This window comes from Nonomuraea sp. NPDC052129, assembly GCF_040680095.1.
Taxonomy (GTDB): domain Bacteria; phylum Actinomycetota; class Actinomycetes; order Streptosporangiales; family Streptosporangiaceae; genus Nonomuraea.
Window position 1 is genome coordinate 1 of the sequence record NZ_JBFAVX010000008.1, and the last position, 23,579, is coordinate 23,579.

20 protein-coding genes are annotated in these 23,579 nt (G+C 68.5%); 9 read left to right on the forward strand and 11 right to left on the reverse strand.

The annotated features are described in order from the left end of the window. Positions 1 to 136 precede the first annotated feature (136 nt). Entirely contained in the window at positions 137 to 1,282 is a 1,146-nt protein-coding gene (locus tag AB0L53_RS19740; RefSeq protein ID WP_363995495.1) for a serine hydrolase domain-containing protein, read from the reverse strand. Between the two features lie 122 nt (positions 1,283 to 1,404). Here AB0L53_RS19740 and AB0L53_RS19745 point away from each other — a divergent pair, with 122 nt between their 5' ends. After that, positions 1,405 to 4,554 carry a BTAD domain-containing putative transcriptional regulator gene (locus AB0L53_RS19745; protein ID WP_363995498.1) on the forward strand — a complete coding sequence of 1,050 codons (3,150 nt, stop codon included), beginning with the start codon at positions 1,405 to 1,407 and terminating at the stop codon, positions 4,552 to 4,554. 394 nt (positions 4,555 to 4,948) lie between these two features. On the opposite strand, the gene AB0L53_RS19750 is transcribed toward AB0L53_RS19745, so the two are convergent. Continuing rightward, a complete protein-coding gene (locus AB0L53_RS19750; protein WP_363995501.1) occupies positions 4,949 to 5,317 on the reverse strand; it encodes a VOC family protein in 369 nt (122 codons plus the stop codon). Between the two features lie 106 nt (positions 5,318 to 5,423). Between AB0L53_RS19750 and AB0L53_RS19755 the strand changes: the two genes are divergently transcribed. After that, complete coding sequence (locus AB0L53_RS19755; RefSeq protein WP_363995504.1) at positions 5,424 to 5,879, forward strand: cupin domain-containing protein; 456 nt, start codon at positions 5,424 to 5,426, stop codon at positions 5,877 to 5,879. Here the strand turns inward: AB0L53_RS19755 and AB0L53_RS19760 are convergent. The 5 genes from AB0L53_RS19760 to AB0L53_RS19780 all read right to left on the reverse strand — a co-directional run bounded on the left by AB0L53_RS19760 (position 5,876) and on the right by AB0L53_RS19780 (position 9,713). Beyond that, on the reverse strand, positions 5,876 to 6,031 hold the full coding sequence (locus AB0L53_RS19760) for a hypothetical protein (RefSeq protein ID WP_363995507.1): 156 nt from the start codon (positions 6,029 to 6,031) through the stop codon (positions 5,876 to 5,878). The two genes, AB0L53_RS19755 and AB0L53_RS19760, sit on opposite strands and share 4 nt — an antisense overlap. A gap of 274 nt (positions 6,032 to 6,305) precedes the next feature. After that, the gene (locus AB0L53_RS19765; protein ID WP_363995510.1) at positions 6,306 to 6,530 is read right to left on the reverse strand and encodes a hypothetical protein; all 225 of its coding nucleotides are present in this window, start codon (positions 6,528 to 6,530) and stop codon (positions 6,306 to 6,308) included. Positions 6,531 to 7,105: 575 nt separating this feature from the next. Continuing rightward, positions 7,106 to 8,215 carry a CU044_5270 family protein gene (locus AB0L53_RS19770; RefSeq protein WP_363995512.1) on the reverse strand — a complete coding sequence of 370 codons (1,110 nt, stop codon included), beginning with the start codon at positions 8,213 to 8,215 and terminating at the stop codon, positions 7,106 to 7,108. Continuing rightward, positions 8,215 to 8,802 carry an RNA polymerase sigma factor gene (locus AB0L53_RS19775; protein WP_363995515.1) on the reverse strand — a complete coding sequence of 196 codons (588 nt, stop codon included), beginning with the start codon at positions 8,800 to 8,802 and terminating at the stop codon, positions 8,215 to 8,217. Before AB0L53_RS19775 ends, AB0L53_RS19770 begins: the two co-directional genes overlap by 1 nt. A 284-nt stretch (positions 8,803 to 9,086) precedes the next feature. Further along, positions 9,087 to 9,713, reverse strand: a complete 627-nt coding sequence (locus AB0L53_RS19780) for a Uma2 family endonuclease (protein ID WP_363995518.1) — start codon at positions 9,711 to 9,713, stop codon at positions 9,087 to 9,089. A 59-nt stretch (positions 9,714 to 9,772) separates the two neighbouring features. On the opposite strand from AB0L53_RS19780, the gene AB0L53_RS19785 reads away from it, so the two are divergent. Next, complete coding sequence (locus AB0L53_RS19785) at positions 9,773 to 10,942, forward strand: helix-turn-helix domain-containing protein (protein ID WP_363995521.1); 1,170 nt, start codon at positions 9,773 to 9,775, stop codon at positions 10,940 to 10,942. A gap of 1,047 nt (positions 10,943 to 11,989) precedes the next feature. On the opposite strand, the gene AB0L53_RS19790 is transcribed toward AB0L53_RS19785, so the two are convergent. The 3 genes from AB0L53_RS19790 to AB0L53_RS19800 all read right to left on the reverse strand — a co-directional run bounded on the left by AB0L53_RS19790 (position 11,990) and on the right by AB0L53_RS19800 (position 15,570). Beyond that, a complete protein-coding gene (locus AB0L53_RS19790; RefSeq protein ID WP_363995524.1) occupies positions 11,990 to 13,087 on the reverse strand; it encodes a branched-chain amino acid aminotransferase in 1,098 nt (365 codons plus the stop codon). Between the two features lie 196 nt (positions 13,088 to 13,283). Further along, positions 13,284 to 14,330, reverse strand: coding sequence for a 3-isopropylmalate dehydrogenase (locus AB0L53_RS19795; protein ID WP_363995527.1), 1,047 nt, complete (start codon positions 14,328 to 14,330; stop codon positions 13,284 to 13,286). Between the two features lie 64 nt (positions 14,331 to 14,394). After that, positions 14,395 to 15,570 carry an ROK family transcriptional regulator gene (locus tag AB0L53_RS19800; protein WP_363995530.1) on the reverse strand — a complete coding sequence of 392 codons (1,176 nt, stop codon included), beginning with the start codon at positions 15,568 to 15,570 and terminating at the stop codon, positions 14,395 to 14,397. A gap of 107 nt (positions 15,571 to 15,677) precedes the next feature. Between AB0L53_RS19800 and AB0L53_RS19805 the strand changes: the two genes are divergently transcribed. From AB0L53_RS19805 to AB0L53_RS19825, 5 genes are read left to right on the forward strand one after another with little or no spacing between them, the layout of a single operon-like run. After that, on the forward strand, positions 15,678 to 16,778 hold the full coding sequence (locus AB0L53_RS19805; protein WP_357950277.1) for a sugar ABC transporter substrate-binding protein: 1,101 nt from the start codon (positions 15,678 to 15,680) through the stop codon (positions 16,776 to 16,778). After that, positions 16,778 to 17,497: an ATP-binding cassette domain-containing protein gene (locus AB0L53_RS19810; RefSeq protein ID WP_357950274.1), complete on the forward strand. Its 720-nt coding sequence runs from the start codon at positions 16,778 to 16,780 to the stop codon at positions 17,495 to 17,497. The genes AB0L53_RS19805 and AB0L53_RS19810 overlap by 1 nt, the downstream gene beginning before the upstream one ends. After that, positions 17,494 to 18,678: a sugar ABC transporter permease gene (locus tag AB0L53_RS19815; RefSeq protein WP_363995534.1), complete on the forward strand. Its 1,185-nt coding sequence runs from the start codon at positions 17,494 to 17,496 to the stop codon at positions 18,676 to 18,678. The genes AB0L53_RS19810 and AB0L53_RS19815 overlap by 4 nt, the downstream gene beginning before the upstream one ends. Continuing rightward, complete coding sequence (locus tag AB0L53_RS19820; protein ID WP_363995537.1) at positions 18,675 to 19,550, forward strand: ROK family protein; 876 nt, start codon at positions 18,675 to 18,677, stop codon at positions 19,548 to 19,550. The genes AB0L53_RS19815 and AB0L53_RS19820 overlap by 4 nt, the downstream gene beginning before the upstream one ends. Before the next feature lie 29 nt (positions 19,551 to 19,579). Beyond that, positions 19,580 to 20,389, forward strand: a complete 810-nt coding sequence (locus AB0L53_RS19825; RefSeq protein ID WP_363995540.1) for a class I SAM-dependent methyltransferase — start codon at positions 19,580 to 19,582, stop codon at positions 20,387 to 20,389. Positions 20,390 to 20,847: 458 nt separating this feature from the next. Here the strand turns inward: AB0L53_RS19825 and serA are convergent, their stop codons facing one another. Next, on the reverse strand, positions 20,848 to 22,437 hold the full coding sequence (serA, locus tag AB0L53_RS19830) for a phosphoglycerate dehydrogenase (protein WP_357950263.1): 1,590 nt from the start codon (positions 22,435 to 22,437) through the stop codon (positions 20,848 to 20,850). Between the two features lie 238 nt (positions 22,438 to 22,675). Here serA and AB0L53_RS19835 point away from each other — a divergent pair, with 238 nt between their 5' ends. Further along, positions 22,676 to 23,530: a hypothetical protein gene (locus tag AB0L53_RS19835; RefSeq protein WP_363995543.1), complete on the forward strand. Its 855-nt coding sequence runs from the start codon at positions 22,676 to 22,678 to the stop codon at positions 23,528 to 23,530. Positions 23,531 to 23,579: the final 49 nt, after the last annotated feature.

The following is a 23,579-nucleotide window of genomic DNA, read 5'->3' on the forward strand; positions in this document are numbered from 1 at the left end:
GGCCGCCCGGTCCCGGTGGGGGGGGTTGGGTGGGGGGTGGTGGGGGGGGGTGTCGGGGGGGGGCCCGCCGGGGGGTAGCATCGCCCGCTGTGCGATCGACCGACCATCATGGTCGCTGTGGCGATGGAGCGGGCGCTTAGGCGCCGACGGAGATGCCGAACTCCGCTTCGATGACCTTGAACAGGACGTCCCAGGATTTCCACTCGGTGTTGGTGTGGACGGCGATGGTGTGCCCGCCGTCGGGGGTGCCGACCGTGAAGAGCCACGATCCCCACAGGCTGCCGCCCACGCCGCGCAGCGGCCGGCCGCCGGTGACCTGCTTGTCGAACTCGAACATGCCCAGGCCGTAGCGGGCGTGCGGCATCCAGTAACTGCCCTCGGTGGAGACCGTGGTCCACATCTGGCGGTGCTGAGCGGGCGGCAGCAGTGTGCCGCTGGCCAACGCGCTGACGAAGCGGATCATGTCGCCGGTGGTGGAGACGACGTTGCCGGCCGACCAGGCGCCGGACGAGTTGACCTGGGTCACGTCCAGGGGCGGCATACTGGGGTCTTCCATCAGCGATTCCCAGTTCTCCGGGGTGAGCGTCGCCAGGTCGGTGCCGTCCTTGAAGAACATCTTGGAGTACGCCCGCGGGTACGGATCGGGGTATGCCAGGTCCTGGACGGGGCGCACGTAGGTGTCGGCCAAGCCGAGCGGCTGGATGACCCTGCGCTCGACCTCATCGGCGTAGCTGTTGCCGGTGATCTTCTCGATGATCGCGCCGGCGACGTGGAAGCCGCCGTTGGAGTACTCGAAGCGTTCGCCGGGCGCACCGACCGGCGGCTGGGAGACCGCCAGGCTCAGCATGTCTTCGAGAGTGTAGGTGTCGAAGCGATGCTGCAGGAACCCGGCGCGGGTGGCGTAGCGCTGGGCCACCTCCGGCGCCAGCCCGGTGGAAAACAGGCCGCTGGTGTTGCTGAGCAGGTGCCTGATGGTGATCTTGTTGCCGTCGTAGCCGCCCGCGTCCAGCACACCGGGCAGCCACGTGTTCACCGTGTCGTCAAGGCTCAGCCGGCCCTCGGCCTCCAGGGCCAGAAGTACGGCGGCTGTGAAGGCCTTGCCGCTGCTGCCAGTGTGCAGGTATTCCCACGGCTGACGCGGGGTGCCGGTCTCGATGTCGGCCACGCCGGCGGTGGCGAACCAGGTTCGGTTCCCGTCCTTGACGTCAGCGACGATCCCCGGGACGCCGACCTCGGCCACGGCCCAGTCGAGTACCTGCTGCACGTTCTCCTGCGCTGCCATTGCACTGCCTTTCGGGTGTCTTTTCGGTACGCTCTCCACCCTGTCCAGCAGCCCTTACAAACCTCTTCGAACGCGCTTTGAGCCGGCGCTCATCGAGTCCTGGTCCTCATAGCCTGGTGAGCATGCGGGTTGAGGTGCTGGGGCCGGTCCGGGCCTATGCCGGCGATGGCGTGCCGATCGAAGTGGGCGGTGTCATGGTGCGCGCGCTGCTGGCCCGGCTGGCACTGGCCGGAGGCGAGATGGTCTCGGCCAACGCGCTCGTCGACGGCCTGTGGGCAGAAAATCCGCGCGGGGGCACCGTCAACACGCTGCACGGGCTGGTGCATCGGCTACGCAAGGCTCTGGGCGAGGCCGGGGTCGTGGAGAGGACCGCCGCCGGGTACCGCCTACACGTGCACGCCGGGAACATCGATGCCTATCGGTTCGAGGAGCTGGCCAAACGCGGCGGCCGCGAACTGGCCGCGGGCGCTGCGAGGAGGGCGGCCGCGCTGCTGGGGGACGCGCTGGCGCTATGGCGGGCCGACGCGCTGGCCGACGTGCGCGACGCTCCTTTTGCTGGTACGGCTGCCGCGCGTCTGGAGGAGCTGCGCGTCGCAGCCATCGAAGACCGCTTCGAGGCGGAGCTGCGTCTGGGCCACCATGACGAGATCCTGGCCGACATGACAGCGGTGGCCGCTGGCCACCCGTTGCGCGAACGGCTGGCCGGGCTGCGCATGCGGGCCTTGTACGCGGCCGGCCGCCAGTCCGACGCGCTGGCCCTGTTCGAGCAGGTCCGCGGCATGCTCGCCGAGGAACTGGGCGTCGACCCGTCCGAGGAACTGCGCAAGACGCACCTGGCCATGCTGCGGGGCGAGTTGGACAGCCGCCCCGAGGCTGCACCGGCTCGGCCGCAGGCGGCACCGGGACGTCTGCCGGCCCAGCTGACCAGCTTCGTCGGCCGGCAAGACGGACTGCGGCTGCTGGCCCGGCTGCTGGAGAGCTCCAGGCTGGTCACCGTCGTGGGTCCGGGGGGCGTGGGCAAGACCCGGCTGGCCGTCGAGGCGGTGAGCCGGCACCGGGCCCACCGGCGCGGCCGGGCGTGGCTGGTCTCCCTGGCCGGCGTGACCACACCGGAGGGGTTGACCGAGGCGGTGCTGGGCACGCTCTGCGTCGCAGACGCGCCGCCGTCGGGTACGCCGCTGGAGCGGGCGGCCACGCTGCTGGCCGGGGGCGAAGGCGTGCTGGTCATGGACAACTGCGAGCAGATCTCCGGCCCGGTGGCGGAGTTCGCCGGGCAACTGCTGGAGCGCCAGCCGTACCTGACCATCCTGGCCACCAGCCGCGAGCCGCTGGAGGTCATGGGCGAAGCGCTGTGCCGGCTGGGCCCGCTTGAGCTGCCGCCGGCGCACGCGCACTGGGCTCGGGCCGGTGAGTCGGCGGCGGTGCGCCTGTTTGCCGATCGGGCGGCAGCCGTGCGGCCCGGCTTCGCCCTCGACGCGGCGACGACAGGCGCGGTCGTGGACATCGCACGCCGGCTCGACGGGCTACCGCTCGCGCTAGAACTGGCCGCGGCACGGCTGCGCACCATGAGCGTCGACCAGGTCGCCCAGCGCCTGGATGACCGCTTCCGGCTGCTCAGCACCGGCAACCGGGCCGCCCAGCCCCGCCAGCAGACCCTCCTTGCGGTCATCGAATGGAGCTGGGACCTGCTCACCGACCAGGAGCGGATGCTGGCCCGCCGCATCGCGATCTTTCCGGCCAGAACGAGCATCGACGCGATCGAGGCCGCCTGCGCTGATGAGACGCTCCCCACACTCGAGATCCTGTACGTGCTGGAGTCTCTGGTCGACAAGTCGATCGTGGAGCGGACCGGCGACGGCTACCGGATGCTGGAGACCATCCGAACCTACGCAGCGGACAAGCTCCACCGCGAAGGCGAAGGCGAAGCCGTGCTGGGCAGGCTCACGCGGCATTTCGCCGACCTGGCCGAGCAGCACGAGCCGCTGCTGCGCGCCAAGGAACAGGCACAATCGCTGCAGCTGTTCGACGCCGAGTACGACAACCTGGTCTTCGCCCTTCAATCGGCCATCGACGGCGGCGACGCCCAGACGGCAGCAGCGATCCTGGCCCCGCTGTATTGGTACTGGGTCATGGTCCGCTACGACGCACGCGCTGACGTGTACGTGACCAGGGTCGCGGAGTTCGGCAGTGCGCTGCCCGCCGATGCCCGGGCCGCGTTCACCACGATCCGCGTGGTGGCCGGCGAGGAAGGATCGGGCATAGACCCCGAGCGGTTGCGCGCGCTCATCGACGAGTGCACACACACCGGCGCACTGCGGCGTTACCCAATGCTGCTGCCGACGGCGCTTCTGGTGGCCGCGATCCTCGGGCTGGACGAGCTGGTCGATCGAGAGATCGCACGGGTGCGCGGCGGCTCGGACCGCTGGGCGATCGCCTGCACCTACGTGATCGAAGCCATGCGCTACCGCGACCGGGTCGATGGCGAGGGCGGGGTGGCCGCGATGATGCAGGCCATGCGCGCCTTCGAGGAAGCGGGCGATCGCTGGTGGACGGCCAAGACACTGAACGGCCTGGCGCAGATCCACGCTCTCGGCGGTGACCACGAGCGGGCGATCATCGTCTACAAGCGCGCCATCGCGATCGCCGCCGACCTCGGCTCCCAAGACGAGGTCTCCACCTGGCTCGCACTCGCCACCGCACGCATGCGCGGCGGCGACCTGACCGGCGCCCGGCACGACGTCGAAACCGCCGAACGAGCGGCCTGGCAGCGCGGCCAGCCCATGCTCGAGATCGACGTTCTCGGCTGTCTGGCGGAGCTGCGTCGCCGCTCCGGCGACATCGAACGCTCCGAGCAAGAACTCGACCGCATGGAAGCGATCGCCCGGAAGCTACCCCTTCCGGCCGAGACGATGCAGAGCCGGCTGCTCCCCGCCCGGATGGCCAATCTTCTCGCCGCTGGGGACACCGTACGAGCCCGCGAACTGCTACCCCGCGCCATCCACGCGGCCCAAGCGAACATGGACGCCCACTCGGCCGCCCAACTCCTGGCACGGCTGCTGCTCCTGGAAAACGACCCAACCGGCGCCGCCACCGCGCTCGGCCTGAGCCAGGCCATCCGCGGCACCTTCGACCACGGCGACACCGAACTGCGCTCCCTGGCGCAGGCACTCGTGGAACGGCTCGGCCGTAACGGCTACGACACCGCCTACCGACGCGGTGCCGACATGACACCACACGAGGCCGCCGACCGGCTGACAAAGCTGCGCATATAAGACTTCGACCTGGACACCAAGGAAGGCCGCTTCATGTTCGCGGTCCTGGCCGCACCGAGGCGGCCCGCACGCAGAAGATCTCAAGATCCACCGCCTACGCAGTACTCACACAGCGCTGACCAGCGATTATCTAGCTACGCGGCCCGTTTCTGCCAGTGTGGCACCCGCACAACGCCGCCAGCGCATCAACCAACTGCCGAACCAACACGACAAGAGCGCGGCAGAGACAGCGACATTATCCGTGTCACGTCACAAGCTTCTCGGGCTGCTCGGCGACCATGTTGTGGCTGGCGTCCGTTCGAGCACGCGCAGGTGCGGCCGGTCGGTGGTGAGGGCCCGTGGCCGCGCAGGTCCATGGCGATGACCCGGTGTGCGCCGGTCGGCAACGGCGCGATCACGTCCCAGTGCTGGAGGGGAGGGTCTGGGCGGGTGCCTGCGCGAGCGACAGGCTGTTGCCGTCCGGGTCGAGGACATCCACATGGCGCACGCCGTTGACGTAGGTCTCCACGGGCTCGTGCGTGATGCCGTGCGCGGCCAGCCGGGCCAGGATGTCGTCGAGGTCGGTCACGCCGAACGTGATCATGGTGCCGCCCACCCGCGCCGCCCGCATGTGCCGGTCGTCGATGACCACCCACGCGTTCTCACCAACCTGCCACAGGAGCTCCTCGCCGATGGCCTCGTCCGCCAGCCGCCCGAAGAACACCTCGAACCACTTCTGCGATGTCGCCAGGTCACGCACGCACACCACGCTGTACAAGTCCACCGGAGCCGCTCCTTCCCGTCGTCGCTTCGAGAGTGAGACCACTCCCCCACAGGAAACTCATCGGCGCGTGCGGGCCGCTCCGATGCCATCAGCCGATAATGCTGAGATGATCGATAAGCAGATGCCGGGGCCGCGCCCTCTACTGCGCCGCCCCGAGGACGGCGAGCTGATCGACGTGGCTGGAGTGGCGCACTTCTTCCGGCTGACGGGTGAGCACACGGGCGGCCGCTTCGCGTTCGAGGAGTTCACCCTGGCGGGAGGCGCGATGGGGGCCCGCCCGCACGTACATGAAGAGCACGACGAATATTTCTACGTCCTGCGGGGCGACCTGACTCTGCACCACGGCGACGGGGAGGTGACGGTCGGCCCCGGGCACCTGCTCGCCGCGCCGCGCGGCTTCCGCAACGCCGGCACCGAGCCGGTCCAGGCATTGTGCCTGTACACGCCGGCCGGGTACGAGGATTACTTCCGCGAGGTGCATGCGGCCGTGGCGGGCGGTGCGGACGTGACCGATGAGCTCTTGGCGGAGTTCCGGGCCCGCCACCATACGACCTCGTTCTAGCCGCTGCTGGGTACTGCCGTGACGATCGGCCAAGCCCGCGCGAGACGTTGAGTGCTCGGCGCGGGCGTCGGTCCATTGACGATCACGATCCTGAAGGCGCCGAGGAACTCCTCGGCATGGCCGGTCACCCGGCGTGAGACCAACTCGGACATGGCGGCTCCGACCTGCGATGATCGACATCAGTGTGAAGCCCAACCGACATTTGACGGTGTAAAAAACCGACAGACTGCAGGCGGCCAACCGACATTTGACGGGGCGAAAAACCGACAGACCACGGGCCACCTACCGACGTTTGACGACGGATGTAACGCTCAGCAGAGGTCTGAGGGCCTGGTCAAGGCATGAACGGCTGAGCGCGGGCGATCGACGTCGAACCGATGGTGGCGTGATCGCGTGGCAGCACCATCAGGTGCCTCCGCTGTCGGGTTATGGGTCGAGGGTGAGCTGATCAGCGCCATCCGGCTCGGGCCTGAGGGGGCGCCCTGCCACGCGAATGAGCGTGGCCAGCGTCGTGTCTGCCTTGTCGGGAAGATGGCTGACAAGTTCGCCCAGGAGCAGCGCAGCACTGACCGCGTCCCATAGCGCGCGGTGGGGCTGCCCGTGCGGGACGAGCGCTTTGGCCTCATCGTTCAGCCCGAGCTCGTCGAGCAAGGTAGTCAGGTTCCAGCGCTTGATGCCCGGCCGAAGGTGCCGGATGAGACGGGCGGTGTCGAGCAGGCTCGCAGACTTTGTGCGACTTGAATACTGAGTTATGGCACCGCTCGTGTCACTTCCGTTGGAGGCCATCAGGAAGTGACACGAAATCGCACTTCCGAGCCCATTTGGCCTGATCATAGCGCTGCAGTACGCATCCGGCCTCCATGGGTTCCCGTCCCATCAACGCACATGGGAAATCACCGGTCACGCCGTCGCGCGCCGCCAAGGGCCTGCTGACGAAGGGTTCGGCGGTCGCTGATTAGTCGAGGGTGGCTGAGCACAGGACGGCGCTCGCCCAAGATCGTGGTGTGCCCCCTGCGCGGTTCACCGGCCGGTATGGCCGACAAGGAAACGCTGTTGACGCAGAACGTGCGGGATCAGCTGAAATGCCTCCCAACGCCGCTATAGCGGACCCCGGTCATTCAGACAGCCCTTGGCCGATCTTCTTCCTTCGACGAGAAGGGCCGCAGCCAAGGGCTATCTCGTCGATCGCATGGGGTTACTCCACAAACCGCAACTTGATGATCGAGTTAGCAGAACATCGGCTTGCCGGTGTCCTTGGGAACCTCCGGCATGGAGTCGACGACCTTCACTGTCATCACCGCCATACTGGCGCTCGGAGTCTCCTTGACCTGTCCGCCCTCTGGCCGTCCGATCCAGCTCTGGTAGCCGAGGAACCGGTACGTTGTCGGCTCGAAGATGAGTTCCCCGCGTTCCCATCCGCCGTCAGGGGTCTCGAACCTGAGCGAGGCGCCCATGCCGTGTCGTCCGGCAGGGTCGATGAGGTCCGCGATGATGGTCGCGATCGGCATCTTGGACAGTGAGCCGAAGACCGTGGCCCTGGTCTGGGAGGGGGTGAGCGGGTCCTGCGCCAGTCTGAGCAACGAGCTCGCGACGACCTTCTCGACCCGCATGTTGATCTCGTTCTGGCTCAGGTTCGTCTCTCCTCGTCTGCGCTGGTCCGACTGGACGAACGCCGTCGCGTCGCGGCGGATCCTCGCTAGAACCTGGTCAGGATCGGCGGGAAGATCGGTGGCCTGGGTGGGCAGGCCCAAGCGGTTGTCGTGGCACTGTCCCGCACGCTGGTACTCCACCGTTCCGGGGGATTGGACGTGCTCCGGGCTTCGTCCGCTGGTGATGTGTGTCTGCCCGTACGTCGAGCGTGTCAGGGACTTGCTGGAATCCCCGGCGGGCATCCATACCTCGCGGCGCACGTCCTGGGTGTACTCGCCCTCGGAACCGATGGCGAATGTGACGTTCTTCTGGTCGATGTAGACGAACTGCCCCGGCCCAGGTCGTAGGTTCTCCCGCGCCGCGGCAGAGGCCGCATGCCGGAGCAACTCGGCGGCGCTTGCCGGCGGCGTCCCGAATGGAGCGGAGTCGTGACCGCCACGCACCAGGACCAGTCCCGCAGTCACCGCGGCCGCGAGGCCCACCGCCACGCCGGCCCTCATCCCCCACCGGCCGCCGGGGAAAGCGCGAAGAGGCAGCCGACGTGACCGCGTCGGCCGAGGGTGGCCGTTCCCGGCCCGCTCGGCCTCGACCTCTTCGACCAGCAGCACCCATGCACGCGCGCTCACCTGGGGTGCGGGTCCGGGCAGGCTGTCGTGGTAGTCCTTGATCGCGTCGAGTTCGTTCATCACAGTCCCTCCTCGGCGGAGCCGATGATCTTGCGGAGCTTCTTGCGGGCGCGGTTGAGACGCGATCCCACCGTTCCCCGAGGTATGCCGAGGGCCTCGGCCACCTCCTCGTAGCTGAGCTGGGCACAGGCGACCAGCAGCAGGACTTCCCTGTCCCCGGCAGAAAGTCGGACGAGGCCAGCGGCCAACCGCGGCTGCATGACCGCCGCCGAGACTCGTTGCACCACGCGCTCGTCGTGACTGGCGATCTCCGCGGCGTCGGCGCTTCTCGCCAGCGCCCTGTACCTGCGCGCCTCGCTGCGACGATGCTCGGCGACCAGGTTGGAGGCGATGCCGTACAGCCAGGGGCGGGCGCTGGGACAGGCGGGGTCAAAGCGGTCCCGGTCGCGGAAGGCGCGGAGTAAGGTCTCCGCGGCGAGGTCATCCGCGGCCGTCTCACCCAAGCGCAGGTGAACATAGCGGTGGATGGAGGCGAAATAGCGATCGTAGACGGCGCCGAAGCGATCAGGATGACTCCGCGACGCCTCTATCACCTGTGCGTCGGTATCCTCGCTGGGCGGTGCCGAATCTTTGGGGGGCGCTGTCATGTATGTCGGCCTTTCAGTCGGTTACGGCGCAACACCCATAGTTCGGCGAACCCCCGATTCTTATTCACGGTCCATCACGACAGCCATGGCCGCCGGTTCCACGACCGAACTCGATCGGCTCGTGGCGTACTACACGGAGTATGTGTGGGCCGCGCTGCTGTGCGGCGAGGCACGGTAGGTCCGGCTTCACCGCGCCATGGCCTCCGGCCAGGCATCTCGCGCAGTCCAACCGGCGATGCATCGGGAAGGCTGGACCCCGGCAAGGATCAGGTTGGCGGCTTTGCTCAGAACTGCAGTTCTGACCAGTCGATCACCATGGGGATCGGGTTGCTGACACTGGGAGCGCCACCCGATTCGTCCTTCATGAACGTACCGATGTGCTTGTAAAGCATGGCCGCCCGGTCCAGCCGGTAGCGTTCGATGATCGACACACCAGAGCGGTCAAGCCAGACGATCCAGTAGTGCGGAATGCCAGCCTTGGCGTACTCCCCGAGCTTATCGGTCGTGTCCTGTGTCTCGGATCCCGGAGAAACGATCTCCACGACGAGCAGCGCGTGCTCGGCGCGGAGCCGTTCGCCCCGCTCGCGGTCCAGGCACCGATAGAGGGCGACATCGGGTCGCCGGTTGAGCAACGGCCGATCTACCAGGCGCAGATCCACGCTGGTGTTCACGGTGACACACTCGTGGCCTTTGCTCATCGCCTCGCGAGCATGGCGTTCGAGCATGTTGGCCAGCCGCCGACCGGCGGTCTGATGATCCGGCGTAGGTGTCGCGCGGTGGGCCACGTAGCCGTCGACGATCTCGATGGTGTTGGCGATCTCCTCCGGGAGCGCGTCATACTCCTCGGCGGTGACCGGCGTAGGCTGAGGACTGATGTTGAGAAGCCAACTGTCATCCAGCAGAGCTGTCACTCGGCATCTCCTCGTCATTGTTAGCCCACCGCTCGGCGGCCCGTCTTTAGCATGGATTCATGGCCACGATAGGCGAACGCATTCGCAGTGTCCGGAAGCGCCAGGGCCTGACTCAGCAGGGCCTGGCCGACCTCGCCGGCGTATCCGCCTCGCTTATCCGCAAGCTGGAACAGGACGCACGAAAAAACGTGCGACTGGAGACGCTGCGCAAGGTCGCGGTGGCCCTCAAGGTGCCGACGACGTCACTCATGACCCGACTGGACGCCGAGTCGGCGCACGAAGAGACACTCGACCTGTGGGCGCCGGTACGGCGGGCACTCCACAGACTCGACGGTCAGCCCACAGAGGCGCCGACGCGAGAGGGCCTGGGCGACGCCCTGGAAGCGTCCATGCCGCTGTGGAAACAGGACCGCTACTCGCAGATCGCCGCCATGCTGCCCGTGATGATCAGGGACGCGGACGCGCTGGTAGAGGTGGACCTGTCACAGCGTCACGTACGAGGCAGGTTGCTACACCTCGTCGGCTGGCTGATGACGCAGACACGCGAGTTCGACCAGGCAGAGTTCGCACTGTCCCGGGCCATGGACGACATGAACGACTCCCTGGACGCGGCGGCGACGATCAGCACGCATTGCTGGCTTCTTCTGCGTCAGGGCCGCCTCGACGAAGCCCGCCAGATGGCGACGCGCTGGTCCGATGACGTGGAACCTCGCATCTCCCGCGCGACCCCGCACCAGCTGTCCGCCTGGGGCTGGCTGCTGCTGCGGGCCTCTGCCGCTGCCATCCGCGACAACCGGCCCGGGGAGGCGGACGACACGATCCGCCTCGCGCGCACCGCGGCCGTGGCCATGGGCCGTGACCTGACGCCGGGCGATGACTTCCTTCGCACCTTTGGGCCAGTGACCGTCGCGATGAAGCGGGTGGAGAACGCCATGATCGAGGACCGGCCGGACAAGGTCCTCCAGCTCTCCCAGACGATCCCCCTCACCGACCTGCGTCCCACCTCGAACAACCGGAACCGGCATCTCCTCGACGTGGCCGAGGCACACCGCCGCATGCATCGGCAGAGTGAGGCCTTTGAGATCTTGCAGGGTGTTCGGCACGATGCCCCGGAGTGGATGACGAACCAGAGCTATGCCAGAGACATCCTGAAGGGGATCATCGGCAGGCGGCGCACTCTCACCGATGAAATGTGTGATCTCGCAGACTTTGTGCGACTTGAATACTGAGTTATGGCACCGCTCGTGTCACTTCCGTTGGAGGCCATCAGGAAGTGACACGAAATCGCACTTCCGAGCCTATTTGTCCTGCTCATAGCGTTGGCAGTATGCATCCGGCCTCCATGGGTTCCCGTCCCATCAACGCACACGGGAAATCACCGGTCACGCCGTCGCGCGCCGCTGAGCGATTGAGCGATGAATTGGCGGCACTGGGAATCCGAACCGATATCCAGGAAGGACACGGGCTTGCTCTGGTGTCCGTATGGGTCGATCTGGTTGTCTGGACCGACGGCTGGTGCTACCGCTGGTGGTGTGGGCGGAAATCTGCGCGCAGTGGGCGATGGGTCTACGCGCTGGCTCCGGTCGACGACCCGGTAACCACTGCTCGCCGAGTCGCTCTTCGCTACAAAGACCTCCGCCAGAATCATCCACTGTCCGCGCTGTTGATGGGCCACCCATCGTGATCGACTCAGCATGCCTGAGTCCGCACCCCCCTCTGCCGCAACAAGACCACATGCAGTTGGTCTGGCACCCGCCGTTCTGCGGGGTGAGCCGGGTCCGCGTCCTGGCCTGGACCTGTGAATGCCGCGCGACGTTCTACGAGCTGTGCCAGGCAGGCGGCCAGTCCTTCATCCGCCGAACGCTGCAATGCGAGCCCCAGCATGAGATCAAGGAGACCTTTCGCTGGCCGGCTACGCCAGGCCCACGACGTGTGGGCCGCGCTGCTGTGCGGCGAGGCACGGTAGGTCCGGCATCACCGCGCAATGGGCCTCCGACCAGGCATCTCGCATAGTCCAACCGGCCAACCCGGCGAAGCGCAGGGAAGGCCGTCCGAGCAGAGCGAGGTCCTTCGGGGGGCGGGTGGTAGCCCGCCTGGGAGAACGTCCGGAGCGAAGCGGAGGCCCTTGCAGTGCGCGTAAGCGCCAAAGGAAGAGCGCCGGGCTTCCAGAGTGCGAAGCGCCGATTGTGAGCCCTTTGTGGAAGGGTGGGCGTCAAACGGCCAACCACCCAAACGGGTAACGGGTGGGATGGCGAAAGACGCCCGGTGAAGGCGTGTTAGCTGATCTTGTGGACCCAGCTGTGGGTGTCGGGGCGGGAGCCGTACTGGATGCCCACCAGTTCCTCCCGGATGCGCATCGTCACTTCCCCAGGGGTGCCGTCGCCCACGGTCCACGCGCGGTCCGTGCCCTTGACCGAGCCCACCGGGGTCACCACTGCCGCCGTCCCGCAGGCGAACACCTCCGTGAGCTCGCCCGACTCGCAGCCTGCCTGCCACTCCTCCGTCGAGATGAGGCGTTCCGACGCCTCCAGGCCCAGGTCGGCGGCCAGGGACAGGATGGAGTCGCGGGTGATGCCGGGCAGCAGGGTGCCGGTCAGCGCGGGGGTGACCAGTTTGTCGCCGAAGACGAAGAACAGGTTCATCCCGCCCATCTCCTCCACGTACCGGTGCTCGTGCGCATCCAGCCACACCACCTGGTCGCAGCCCTGCTCGACGGCCTGCCGCTGGGCGACGAAGGCGGCCGCGTAGTTGCCGCCGCACTTGGCGAAGCCGGTGCCGCCGGGGGCGGCGCGGGTGTACTCGGTGGAGAGCCAGACGGAGACGGGCTTGACGCCGCCGGTGAAGTAGGAGGCCGCCGGGGAGGCGATGACCATGTACCGGTAGGTGCGGGACGGGTAGTTGACGCCGAGGCCGACCTGGGTCGCGATGATGAACGGGCGCAGGTAGAGGCTGTGGCCCTCGGTCGTGGGGACCCAGTCCTTGTCGGTCTGGACGAGGAGTTCGAGCGATTCGACGAACACCTCTTCCGGAAGCGACGGCATCGCCATGCGCTCGGCCGAGGTGTTGAAGCGGGCCGCGTTGGCGTACGGGCGGAAGGTCGCGATCGAGCCGTTGGCCTGGCGGTACGCCTTGAGCCCCTCGAACAGCTCCTGCGCGTAGTGGAACACCGAGGTTGCCGGGTCGAGCGACAGCGGCCCGTACGGCTCAAGCCGGGCGTCGTGCCAGCCCTCGCCCTCGGTGTAGTCGATCGAGATCATGTGGTCGGTGAAGGTCTGTCCGAACCCGGGGTTCGCCAGTACCTGCTCCCGCTCGGCCGCAGTGCGAGCGTGGTCGGATAGCTGCACGTCGAAGCTGAGCTTCTGAGCGATGGTCATGACGGAGGTCCTTCTCTCTACGGTTCTGGACAAACTCTACGGTTCGGGGCAGCCACTGCTTAGAGCAGCCTGTACTTCCTATTGTCTCGCTATTTGGGATTGCAAGCGGCCAATGGGGTGCTTTGGCCCTTTAGACGCGAAAAAGCGCCTGGCGGTCCTTATGTGGACCGCCAGGCGCTTGGGGAGCTGGGCGGCCCTAGCTCGATACTCGCGCGGTGATGTCGTCACCGATCTCGTTTGTGGTGCGGCCCGCCCAGCCGGCCAGGCGCTCGACGATGTCGTCGGCGACGGCCTGCTCGACCCTGGCCGCCTCGGCGGTCAGGCCGAGGTGCTCCAGGAGCATGGCGACCGAAAGGATCGTGGCGGTCGGGTCGGCCTTGCCCTGCCCGGCGATGTCGGGGGCGCTGCCGTGCACCGGCTCGAACATGCTGGGCGCGGTGCGCTCCGGGTTGATGTTGCCGCTGGCCGCCAGGCCGATGCCGCCCGCGATCGCCGCGCCGAGGTCGGTGATGATGTCGCCGAAGAGGTTGTCGGTGACGATCACGTCGAACCGCTCGGGCTGGCTCACGAAGAACATCGAGGCCGCGTCGATGTGGCAGTAGTCGGTGGTGACCTCGGGGTATTCCTCCCCGACGCGGTTGACCGTGCGCTGCCAGAGGTCGCCGGCGTAGGTCAGGACGTTGGTCTTGTGGACGAGCGTCAGCTTCTTGCGCGGGCGGGACTTGGCCTTCTCGAACGCGTAGCGGACGACCCGCTCCACGCCGTAGGCGGTGTTGAGCGACTCCTGGGTGGCGATCTCGTACGGCGTGCCACGGCGCATCACGCCACCGGTGCCCGCGTAGAGGCCCTCGGTGCCCTCGCGGACGACGACCATGTCGATGTTCTCGGTGGGGGTGTCGGCCAGCCGGGTCTCGACGCCGGGGAAGAGCTTGACCGGGCGCAGGTTGACGTAGTGGTCGAAGACGAAGCGGAGGCGGAGCAGCAGGTCGCGCTCCAGGATGCCGGGCGGCACGCTGGGATCGCCCACGGCGCCGAGCAGAATCGCGTCATAGCCGCGCAGCTCTTCGAGCACGGCGTCGGGCAGCGTCTCACCGGTACGGTGATAGCGGGCGGCACCCAGGTCGTAGTGGGTGGCCTCGATCTTGGTCCCGACGGCCTCCAGGACCTTCAGCCCTTCGGCGACGACCTCGGCGCCGATGCCGTCTCCGGGGATGACGGCCAGGCGAATATTCCGCGACTCCATGTGCGTACCTTACCCGCTTGTCTCGTCTGACGAGCACGACATCTCACGTCTTGGACAAGACCTTTCAGCCCTGTCTGGCGTCGAAGATCAGGTCCCATGCCCTGGTTCGGGCGTGGGCGACCGCGCCCAGCAATACTCCACTGTCCCCCAAAGCGCTGGCGACCACCATCGGCCGCAGGGGGCCCAGCTCCGCGATTCGATCCTCTATCGCCGCGCCCAGCAGGTCCAGGTTGCGGCCCACCCCGCCGCTCAGGACGATGATCTCCGGATCCAGGACCGCCGCCACCGCCACCAGAAGACCGCCGATGCGGCGCCCTTCGGCCTCCACCACCGAGCGGGCCGCCGGGTCACCGGCCGCCGCCACCGCGAAGACCTCCTTGGCCGTCTCAAGGTCCAGCCCGGCCGCCCTGGCCGCCCTGACCACGCCGGGAGCCGAGGTCACCGTCTCCGTGGCGCCGTGGGCCAGGGCTTCGTCCGTAAAGGGTGGGACGTAAGGGGGCGAGTCCGTGGGGACATAGGAGACCTCTCCCGCCGCTCCCCTGGCTCCGACATACAGCTCGCCGTTGATGACGATGCCCATCCCGACGCCCGTACCGATGGAGACCAGGGCGAAGTTGGCCTTGCCGCGCCCCTCCCCGTACGTGTGCTCGCCGACCGCCGCCAGGTTGATGTCGTTCTCGATGGTCAGCTCCACGTCGAGCGCCGACCGGAGGCGACCCGCCAGGTCGGGCGGGCCCGGCAGGTTGGGCGCGAAGTCCAGGCGGCCCTGGGCCGGGTCGTAGACGCCGGGCGAGCCGACCACCGCGCAGGCGATCACCGACCAGTCGAGCTCGGCCTCCCTGGCCGCGGCGCGGCAGAGGTCGCCCACGAGGACCGCGAGCTCGGCGGAGTCGCGGGCGGTGTTGCGCCCGTCGGTCCGGCCCGCGAACGTGCCGCGCAGGTCGGCCACGGCGACGCGGATCCAGTCGCGGCCGATGTCGATGCCCGCCACGTGGGTGGAGGCCGCGTTCATGTCGTAGAGCGAGGTCACCGGGCCCGGCCGGCCCGACACCTCGCCGACCAGGTGCACCAGCCCGTCTTCCTCCAGCCCGGCGAGCGCCGCCGAGACCGTCGGCTTCGACAGCCCGGTGATCTTGGCCAGATCGGCCCGTGACGCCGGACCGTTCGCGTGCAGCTGGTCGAGCAACCGACGCTCGTTCAGCACCCGCAGCAGCCGCGGATTTCCCAGCCCACCTCGCATCTTCAGCCCTCCTCGCGCCAAACTCTAGCCAACGACCCTGGTAGTAAACTAGCTTTCTTACCAAACAACGAACAGCCGGGCGGGGCCACTCGAGAGGACGATGTGCGATGGACCGAGCATGGCGACTGATTCCGGCCGCAGCGCTCTTGCTGACCGCCGCCGCCTGCGGAAACTCCGCCGGCACCGGCGGCAGCACGGCGAGCGCGAGCGCGAGCGCCGGGGCGGCATCCAAGACGATCGCCCTCTTCCTGCCCGAGTCCAAGACCACGCGGTATGAGGCGTTCGACCGCCCGCTGTTCGAGGCGAAGGTGAAGTCGCTCTGCGCCGACTGCAAGATCCTCTACAGCAACGCCGAGCAGGACGCGGCCAAGCAGCAGCAACAGGTCGAGGCGGCCCTCACCCAGGGCGCGAACGTCCTCGTGCTGGACGCCGTCGACGCCAACGCGGTCGCGCCGCTGGTCAACCAGGCCAAGCAGAAGAAGATCCCGGTGATCGCCTACGACCGGCTGATCTCCGGCATCGACTACGCGTACTACGTCTCGTTCAACAACGTCCGGGTCGGCGAGATGCAGGGCCAGGCCCTGCTCGACGCGATGAACGCCAAGGGTACGACGGCCAAAGGACAGATCGTGGAGATCCACGGCGCCCCGACCGACCCCAGCTCGGCCGACTACAAGAAGGGCGCCAAGAGCGTCCTGGACGGCAAGGTCAAGGTCGGCAGGGAGTTCGACACGCCCGACTGGAGTCCCGACAAGGCCCAGCAGCAGATGGAGCAGGCAATCACCGCCATCGGCCGGGACAACATCGTGGGCGTGCTGTCGGCCAACGACGGCATGGCGGGCGGCGCGATCGCGGCCATGAAGCGCGCGGGCTACAAGCAGCTGCCGCCGATCACCGGGCAGGACGCCGAACTGGCCGCCGTGCAGCGCATCCTCACCGGCGAGCAGTACATGACCATATATCTGGACATCAGGGCTGAGGCGGAGAAGTCCGCCGAGCTGGCCGTGGCCGTGGCCAAGGGCGAGCAGCCCGCCGCGACCAGCAAGGTCAACAACGGCACCGTGGACATCCCGGCTTTCCTCCTCGACCCCATCGCCGTCACCGCGGACAAGGTCAAGGACACGATCGTGAAGGACAAGTTCTACACGGCCGACCAGATCTGCACCGCCGAGGTCAAGGCAGCCTGCGCGAAGGCGGGCATCCAGTAGTGCTCTCCGCGACAGGCATCTCCAAGCGCTACGGCGCGGTCCAGGCTCTCGACGGCGCGAGCCTCCACCTGCGTCCCGGCGAGGTCACCGCCCTCATGGGCGACAACGGCGCGGGCAAGTCCACGCTGGTCAAGGCCATCTCGGGGGTGGTCGTCCCGGACGAGGGCACGATCACGCTCGACGGCACGCCGGTCAAAATCGCCAACCCGCACGACGCGCAGGCGCTCGGCGTCTCGACCGTCTACCAGGACCTCGCGCTCTGCGAGAACCTGGACGTGGTGGCCAACCTGTTCCTCGGTACGGAACGCCGCCGCTGGTCGCTGCTGCGCCACATCGCGATGGAACGCGCCACCCGTGATCTGCTCCAGCAGCTCGACGTACGTATCAGGGACATCAGGGTGCCCGTCGCCATGCTGTCGGGCGGACAGCGCCAGTCCGTGGCGATCGCCAGGGCGCTGATCGGCGAGCCGCGCCTGGTCATCCTGGACGAGCCCACCGCCGCGCTGGGCGTGGAGCAGACCGCCCAGGTGCTCGCGCTGATCGGGCGGCTGCGCGACCGCGGGCTCGCGGTCCTGGTCATCTCGCACAACCTGGCCGACGTCCGGGAGGTGAGCGACCGCGTGGTGGTGCTGCGTCTGGGACGCAACGCCGGCGACTTCGGTACAGCCGACACCACGCAGGAGGAGATCGTGGCCGCGATCACGGGGGCAGGGCGATGACCGACACGCTGGCGCGCAAGCCGTACACGCCGAAGGTCGCCGTCGAGCGGCTGAGACAGGGCGACGTCGGCGCGTGGCCGGTCGTCGGCGGGCTGGTGGCGATCGCGATCGTCTTCAGCGCGCTCAACGACCGCTTCCTCGCGCCGGAGAACCTCACGAACCTGGCCCTGCAGATGGCCGCGACGGGCACGATCTCGCTGGGCATCATCATGGTGCTGTTGCTCGGCGAGATCGACCTGTCTGCCGGCTCGGTCAGCGGCCTGTGCGCGACGATCATGACCATCATGCACGTCAAGCAGGGCTGGAACCCGCTGGCGGCCATCTTGATCGCCCTCGCCGCGGGGGCGGGGATCGGGCTGATCCACGGGCTGATGTTCACCAAGCTGCGGATGCCGTCGTTCGTGGTCACGCTGGCCGGGCTGATGGGCTGGCTCGGGCTGCTGCTCTTCCTGCTGCGGCAGGGCGGCACGATCAACCTGCCGTTCACCGGGTTCATCTCGAAGCTGAGCGACACCTGGTTGCCGTCCTGGCTGTCGTGGCTGCTGGTGGCGGCTCTGGTGCTCGTCTCGGGCGGCGCGGCGCTGCTCACCCGGCGTCTCAGGCTGGCCGCCGGGCTGCCCGTCACCCCGCTGTGGTGGCTGCTGGTCAGAACGGGCGGCCTGGCCGTGCTGCTCGCGGCGGGCGTGGTCATCATGTCGGCCGACCGGGGCGTGCCGCTGCTGCTGATCATCTTCGGGGCGCTGGTGGTGGTGTTCGATCTCGTGCTCAGGCATACCGCGTTCGGCAGGCATGTGTACGCCGTGGGGGGCAACGCGGAGGCGGCCAGGCGGGCCGGGATCAACGTGACGCGCATCAGGATCCTGGCGTTCATGCTGGCCTCCACGCTGGCGGCGGCCGGGGGCATCCTGGCGGCCAGCCGGCTGTCGGCGGTCAACCAGCAGTCGGGTGGCAGCGACATCCTGCTCATGGCGATCGCCGCGGCGGTCATCGGCGGCACCTCGCTGTTCGGCGGCCGGGGGCGGGCCTATGACGCGCTGCTCGGGGTGCTGGTGATCCAGTCGATCACCAGCGGCATGTACCTGCTCAGCGTCGACTCCTCCGTACGTTTCATGGTGACGGCCGCGGTGCTGGCCCTGGCCGTGGCGATCGACTCGCTGGCCCGCCGGGGAGCCGCCCAGTGAGCCGCGTGCTGGGCATCGATGTGGGCGGCACGAAGGTCGCCGTCGGCGTGTCCAGCTCCGACGGGCCGGAGATCGTCGAGCGGATCCGGCTCGACACCGGCGCCGGCACCCTGGAACGGGCCCTGGCGGCGGCCCGGGACCTGGACGGCGCGCCGGCCGCCGTGGGCTTCTCGACCTGCGGCGTCATCCGCGACGGCCGGATCTGGCTGGCCCCCAATGTGCCCGGCTGGGAGGGGTTGGAGCTGCCCCGGCTGCTGCGGGAGGAGTACGGCGCGATCCCGGTGGCGATCGACAACGACGTGAAGGCTGCTGCCGCGGCCGAGCTGCGCTGGGGAGCGCTGCGCGGTGTGTCGGCGGGTGTCTACCTGAACCTGGGCACCGGGCTGGCGGCGGCGCTGGTGGTGAACGGCCAGGTGGTGTCCGGGGCGCACGGCGCGGCCGGCGAGATCGGCTACCTGCAGGCCGTTCCGGGAGAGCCCGCCTTCGCCGACGGGCACGTTCCCCTGGAGGAGCGGGTCTCGGGCGGCGCGCTCGCGGCCCGGGGCACGGCCCTGCTGGGCCGCGAGACCACGGCGGCCGACCTGTTCGCCCTGTCCGTCTCTGCCCCCGGCTCGGCGGTCGCGGAGCTGGTGGACGAGGCGCTCGGGCTGCTGGCCATGAACGCGGCGAACCTGTGCGCGACCTTCGACCCCGAGTGCCTGGTGGTCGGCGGCGGCATGATGGGCGCGGCCGACCTGATCATGCCTCGCCTGACAGCCGAGCTGCGGCGGTCCGTACCCTTCCCGCCCGAGGTACGCCCGGCGCGGTTCGCCGACGACGCCCCGCTGCTCGGCGCGCTGGCTCTCGCCCACGCCGCTTCACAGACTTCATAAGTTCGTGAAACGGGTGTAGCTTCGACGGCATGGCTCCTGAAAAGGTGCGGCTGGCCGCCGAGAAGGCCACGCTCCTCGCCACCCTGTACGGCAGGGCACTGGACGCCCGCTCACCACACCCCATACTCGACGACCGCCTGGCGGCCGCGACCGTCGAGCGCATCGACCACGACTTCAGCGACACCGGTATGGACCAGCGCATGGCCGGCTCGGTCGCGATCCGGGCCCGCTTCCTGGACGGCTGGGCCAGGGAGTTCCTCGCCCGGCACGCCGAGGCGACCGTGCTGCACCTGGGCTGCGGTCTCGACACGCGGGCCCACCGCCTGGACCCGCCGCCGAGCGTCGACTGGTACGACGTGGACTATCCAGACGTCATCGACCTACGGCGGCGGCTGTATCCGGAAGAGCACCGGACGATCGGCACCTCGGTCACCGACCTCGGCTGGCTGGACCAAGTGACCGCGGGCAAGCCGGTGCTGGTCATCGCCGAGGGCCTGTTCTACTACCTCGACCCGGCGGAGGGCCGCGCGCTGGTCAGGGCGATCGTCGACCGGTTCCCCGGCGGCCAGTTCGTCTTCGACGCGCTGAGCCCCTTCGGGCTGCGCCTGCAGAAGCTCAACAAACCGGTCAGGAAGGCCGAGGCCACGATGCACTGGGGCATGGACGGCCCGGCCGACCTGCTGTCGATCAGTCCGAAGCTACGCCTGGTCACCGCGATGAGCGCCTTCGACCTGCCCGGCTACGGCCGCCTGTCGGCGTCGCACCGGATCTCGGTCGGGCTCGCCAAGGCCGTGCCCGGATTCAGGAGGATGGCGGCCTTCTACCGGTTGGAGTTCTAAGCGTTACCGGCTGGTGTTCTGCGGGGCGCCGCCGTTGTCCCTGCGGTCCAGGGCGGTCTGCAGGGCCTCGGTCGCCTCGTCAGCGGTCTCGTCGGTGGAGTTCCAGGCATACATCTCGTACATGTGTCTCATCTCATTTCGCGGGGCGTCGTGTGCTGTGCGGTCGGACTCCGGTCACGAATCCGACCGGGCCTGAGCTCGTGGGGTCCGGATCGCGGACCGGAACGATGGGGCTTACCGGTCGACGCAACGCCGCACACCACGGCGGGTCGTCGACCTGCCCTAACAGGCCCCGCCGCGGCAGGTAATAAGTACGAGAACCTGGCGCATCTTCCGAAAGAATACCTGGCGGTAGTTTGGCTGTCTCGTTGGACGTCCTACTATCTCGCATCCTGAGACAGAAAAACGGCTGCCGCGGACGCGACAGCCGTTGATCCTGGAACGCTCTGAAGAAGGGGTCAGTCCTCCAGGTCGACCGAGCGGCCGCTCTCGGCGCCGATCTCGGTGCCGATCTGCTCGACCACGTCGGCCGGGATGGCGGAGTCGACCGTCAGCGCGATCAGCGCCTTGCCACCCTTGGCGTCACGGGCCACCTGCATCGAGGCGATGTTGACGCCGTGCTCGCCGAGCAGGCGGCCGACGACGCCGACGATGCCGGGCCGGTCGGTGTAGGTGAAGAACGACAGGTGCGCGGTCGGCTCGATCTCCATCTCGTAGCCGTTGACCTCGACGATCTTCGTGATCTGGCGCGGGCCCGACAGCGTGCCCGAGACCGAGACGCGGCGGCCGTCGGCGAGCACGCCGCGTACGGTGACCACGTTGCGCCAGTCGGGGCTGTCGGAGCTGGTCACCAGGTTGACGGAGATCCCGCGGTCCTTGGCCAGGAGCGGCGCGTTCACGTACGTGACCGAGTCCTCGACCACGTCGGCGAAGATGCCCTTGAGCGCGGCCAGTTCGATCACCCGGACGTCCTGCGAGGCGATCTCGCCGCGCACCTCGACGTCGAGCTTCGTGGCGACCTCGCCCGCCAGCGCGGTGAAGACGCGGCCCAGCTTCTCGGCCAGCGGCAGGCCCGGCTTGACGTCCTCGGCGACCGCTCCGCCCTGGACGTTGACCGCGTCGGGCACGAACTCACCGGCGAGGGCGAGCTTGACGCTCCGCGCGACCTGGGTGCCGGCCTTCTCCTGGGCCTCGTGCGTGGAGGCGCCCAGGTGCGGCGTGACGACGACCTGGTCGAGCTCGAACAGCGGGCTGTCGGTGCAGGGCTCCTTGGAGAACACGTCGATGCCCGCCCCGGCGACGCGGCCCTCCTTGATCGCCGAGTAGAGCGCGGCCTCGTCGACGATGCCGCCGCGGGCCACGTTGACGATCCGCACCGACGGCTTGACCTCGTGCAGCTCCTTGTCACCGATCAGCCCGAGCGTCTCCTTGGACTTGGGCAGGTGCACGGTGATGAAGTCGGCCTGCTTGATGACCTCTTCGAGGCTGACCAGCTTGACGCCCATCTGGTCGGCGCGGGCCGGCGGCAGGTAGGGGTCGTAGGCGATCAGCTCGACGCCGAACGGCTGCAGGCGCTGCGCCACGAGCTGACCGATCTTGCCCAGGCCGAGGATGCCGACGACCTTCTCGTCGAGCTCGACACCGGTGTACTTGGACCGCTTCCACTCGCCGTTCTTCAGCGCGGCGTGCGCCTGGGCCGTGTTGCGGGCGCTGGCCAGGATGAGCGCGACGGTCTGCTCGGCGGCGCTGGTGATGTTGGAGGTCGGGGCGTTGACCACCATCACACCGGCCTTGGTGGCCGCCTCGACGTCGACGTTGTCGAGCCCGACGCCGGCCCGTGCGACCACGCGCAGCTTCGGCGCCGCGGCGATGGCCTCGGCATCGACCTGCGTGGCGGAGCGGACGATGAGCGCGTCCACGTCGGCGAGCGCGGGCAGCAGCTGCGAGCGGTCGGCGCCGTCGGTGTGGCGGACCTCGAAATCGTTGGCGAGTACGGCGAGGCCTGCCTCGGACAGCTCCTCTGCGACCAGTACGACGGGCTTGCTCATGGAAGTGAATCCTTAGGGGCATGCGGGCGGGCGTTGAGGGACACCTCAGAGGGCCCCTCGGACCCCCCGAGTCTATCCGCGCTTGTGAACGTGTTCACGAGTGACCCAGGATCTGAGACAGCGCCTCCGTACCCCGGCTCCCGCAAACTCATCCACACTGCTCTCATCTTTGTCTTGCTGGGGGGATTTCTTGGCTATTAGCCTGATAAGCCGTGACCGACTACCTATGGTTCGTCATATGAGCATCGGGAATCCTGCGCTTGCCGACGTGCTCGCCCAGCATGGCAGCCCACATCGCCTGCTGGCGGCGCTCGCTGACGGTGGGGTTCTGGTGGCAGTGCGACCAGACCGATCAGTCGTCCTGGGTACGACCCAGGCCGGCGACAGAGTGCTGCTCGGATACACGGGCGCGGCAACGTACGCCCGGCACCGCGGCAGTCACTCCCTCTCCGCCTGCGATCCGGACACGATCCTCGACATCCAGCGCGTCACGGGTGTGCGGGAGATCGTGATCGACGCGGCGGGGCCCGCAGCGGCGGCCGTGCCCATCGACGACCTCCAGCGCTTCCTCGCCTCGACGCGATCGGGGCCTCATCCAGTGCTGTCGGGCGCCGTCCCCGCCGCGTACGCGACGGGCGCGATGGCCACGGTGTCACGGGGAGCCGCGCTCGCCCAGGTGGCGCCGCCCTCGCCGGACGCGCCCGCGCTGCCGTGGATACCGGCGCCGCGACCGCACCTGTCGGGGCCCATGCAGCAGGTCGACCCCGGCTACCGCCGGTGCGCCCACCCGATCCTGCCCGCCCTGCGGCGGGCCATCGGGAACCTGCTCATGGACTACCCGCTCGTGCACCACGTCTGGATCTCCGAGGCGCGCACCGCCTCGGGGGCGCCGGGGATCATGCTGCACGTGAAGGTGCACATGTCGGCCGCCGAGGACGTGGTCCGCGACCTGCACCGCGGGGCCCGCGCCCGGCTGCCGCAGTTCGCGGCGAGCGGGGCGCCCATCCTGATGGCCAGGGTGGCGGACTCGCGCAGCGAACGCCGGATGATCGAGATCGGCGCGCATGTGGTCTGCGCCGACGTGATCGACTAGCCGCGCTTGTGACCGCGGCCCGCATCGAGCGGACCGCGGTCACGAGCAC

Excerpts from the sequence above, each read along its gene's own strand:
- AB0L53_RS19740 (WP_363995495.1), bottom strand. The coding sequence starts at position 1,282 with ATGGCAGCGCAGGAGAACGTGCAGCAGGTACTCGACTGGGCCGTGGCC.
- AB0L53_RS19745 (WP_363995498.1), top strand. The coding sequence starts at position 1,405 with ATGCGGGTTGAGGTGCTGGGGCCGGTCCGGGCCTATGCCGGCGATGGC.
- AB0L53_RS19755 (WP_363995504.1), top strand. The coding sequence starts at position 5,424 with ATGATCGATAAGCAGATGCCGGGGCCGCGCCCTCTACTGCGCCGCCCC.
- AB0L53_RS19760 (WP_363995507.1), bottom strand. The coding sequence starts at position 6,031 with ATGTCCGAGTTGGTCTCACGCCGGGTGACCGGCCATGCCGAGGAGTTC.
- AB0L53_RS19770 (WP_363995512.1), bottom strand. The coding sequence starts at position 8,215 with ATGAACGAACTCGACGCGATCAAGGACTACCACGACAGCCTGCCCGGA.
- AB0L53_RS19775 (WP_363995515.1), bottom strand. The coding sequence starts at position 8,802 with ATGACAGCGCCCCCCAAAGATTCGGCACCGCCCAGCGAGGATACCGAC.
- AB0L53_RS19785 (WP_363995521.1), top strand. The coding sequence starts at position 9,773 with ATGGCCACGATAGGCGAACGCATTCGCAGTGTCCGGAAGCGCCAGGGC.
- AB0L53_RS19790 (WP_363995524.1), bottom strand. The coding sequence starts at position 13,087 with ATGACCATCGCTCAGAAGCTCAGCTTCGACGTGCAGCTATCCGACCAC.
- AB0L53_RS19795 (WP_363995527.1), bottom strand. The coding sequence starts at position 14,330 with ATGGAGTCGCGGAATATTCGCCTGGCCGTCATCCCCGGAGACGGCATC.
- AB0L53_RS19800 (WP_363995530.1), bottom strand. The coding sequence starts at position 15,570 with ATGCGAGGTGGGCTGGGAAATCCGCGGCTGCTGCGGGTGCTGAACGAG.
- AB0L53_RS19805 (WP_357950277.1), top strand. The coding sequence starts at position 15,678 with ATGGACCGAGCATGGCGACTGATTCCGGCCGCAGCGCTCTTGCTGACC.
- AB0L53_RS19815 (WP_363995534.1), top strand. The coding sequence starts at position 17,494 with ATGACCGACACGCTGGCGCGCAAGCCGTACACGCCGAAGGTCGCCGTC.
- AB0L53_RS19825 (WP_363995540.1), top strand. The coding sequence starts at position 19,580 with ATGGCTCCTGAAAAGGTGCGGCTGGCCGCCGAGAAGGCCACGCTCCTC.
- serA (WP_357950263.1), bottom strand. The coding sequence starts at position 22,437 with ATGAGCAAGCCCGTCGTACTGGTCGCAGAGGAGCTGTCCGAGGCAGGC.
- AB0L53_RS19835 (WP_363995543.1), top strand. The coding sequence starts at position 22,676 with ATGAGCATCGGGAATCCTGCGCTTGCCGACGTGCTCGCCCAGCATGGC.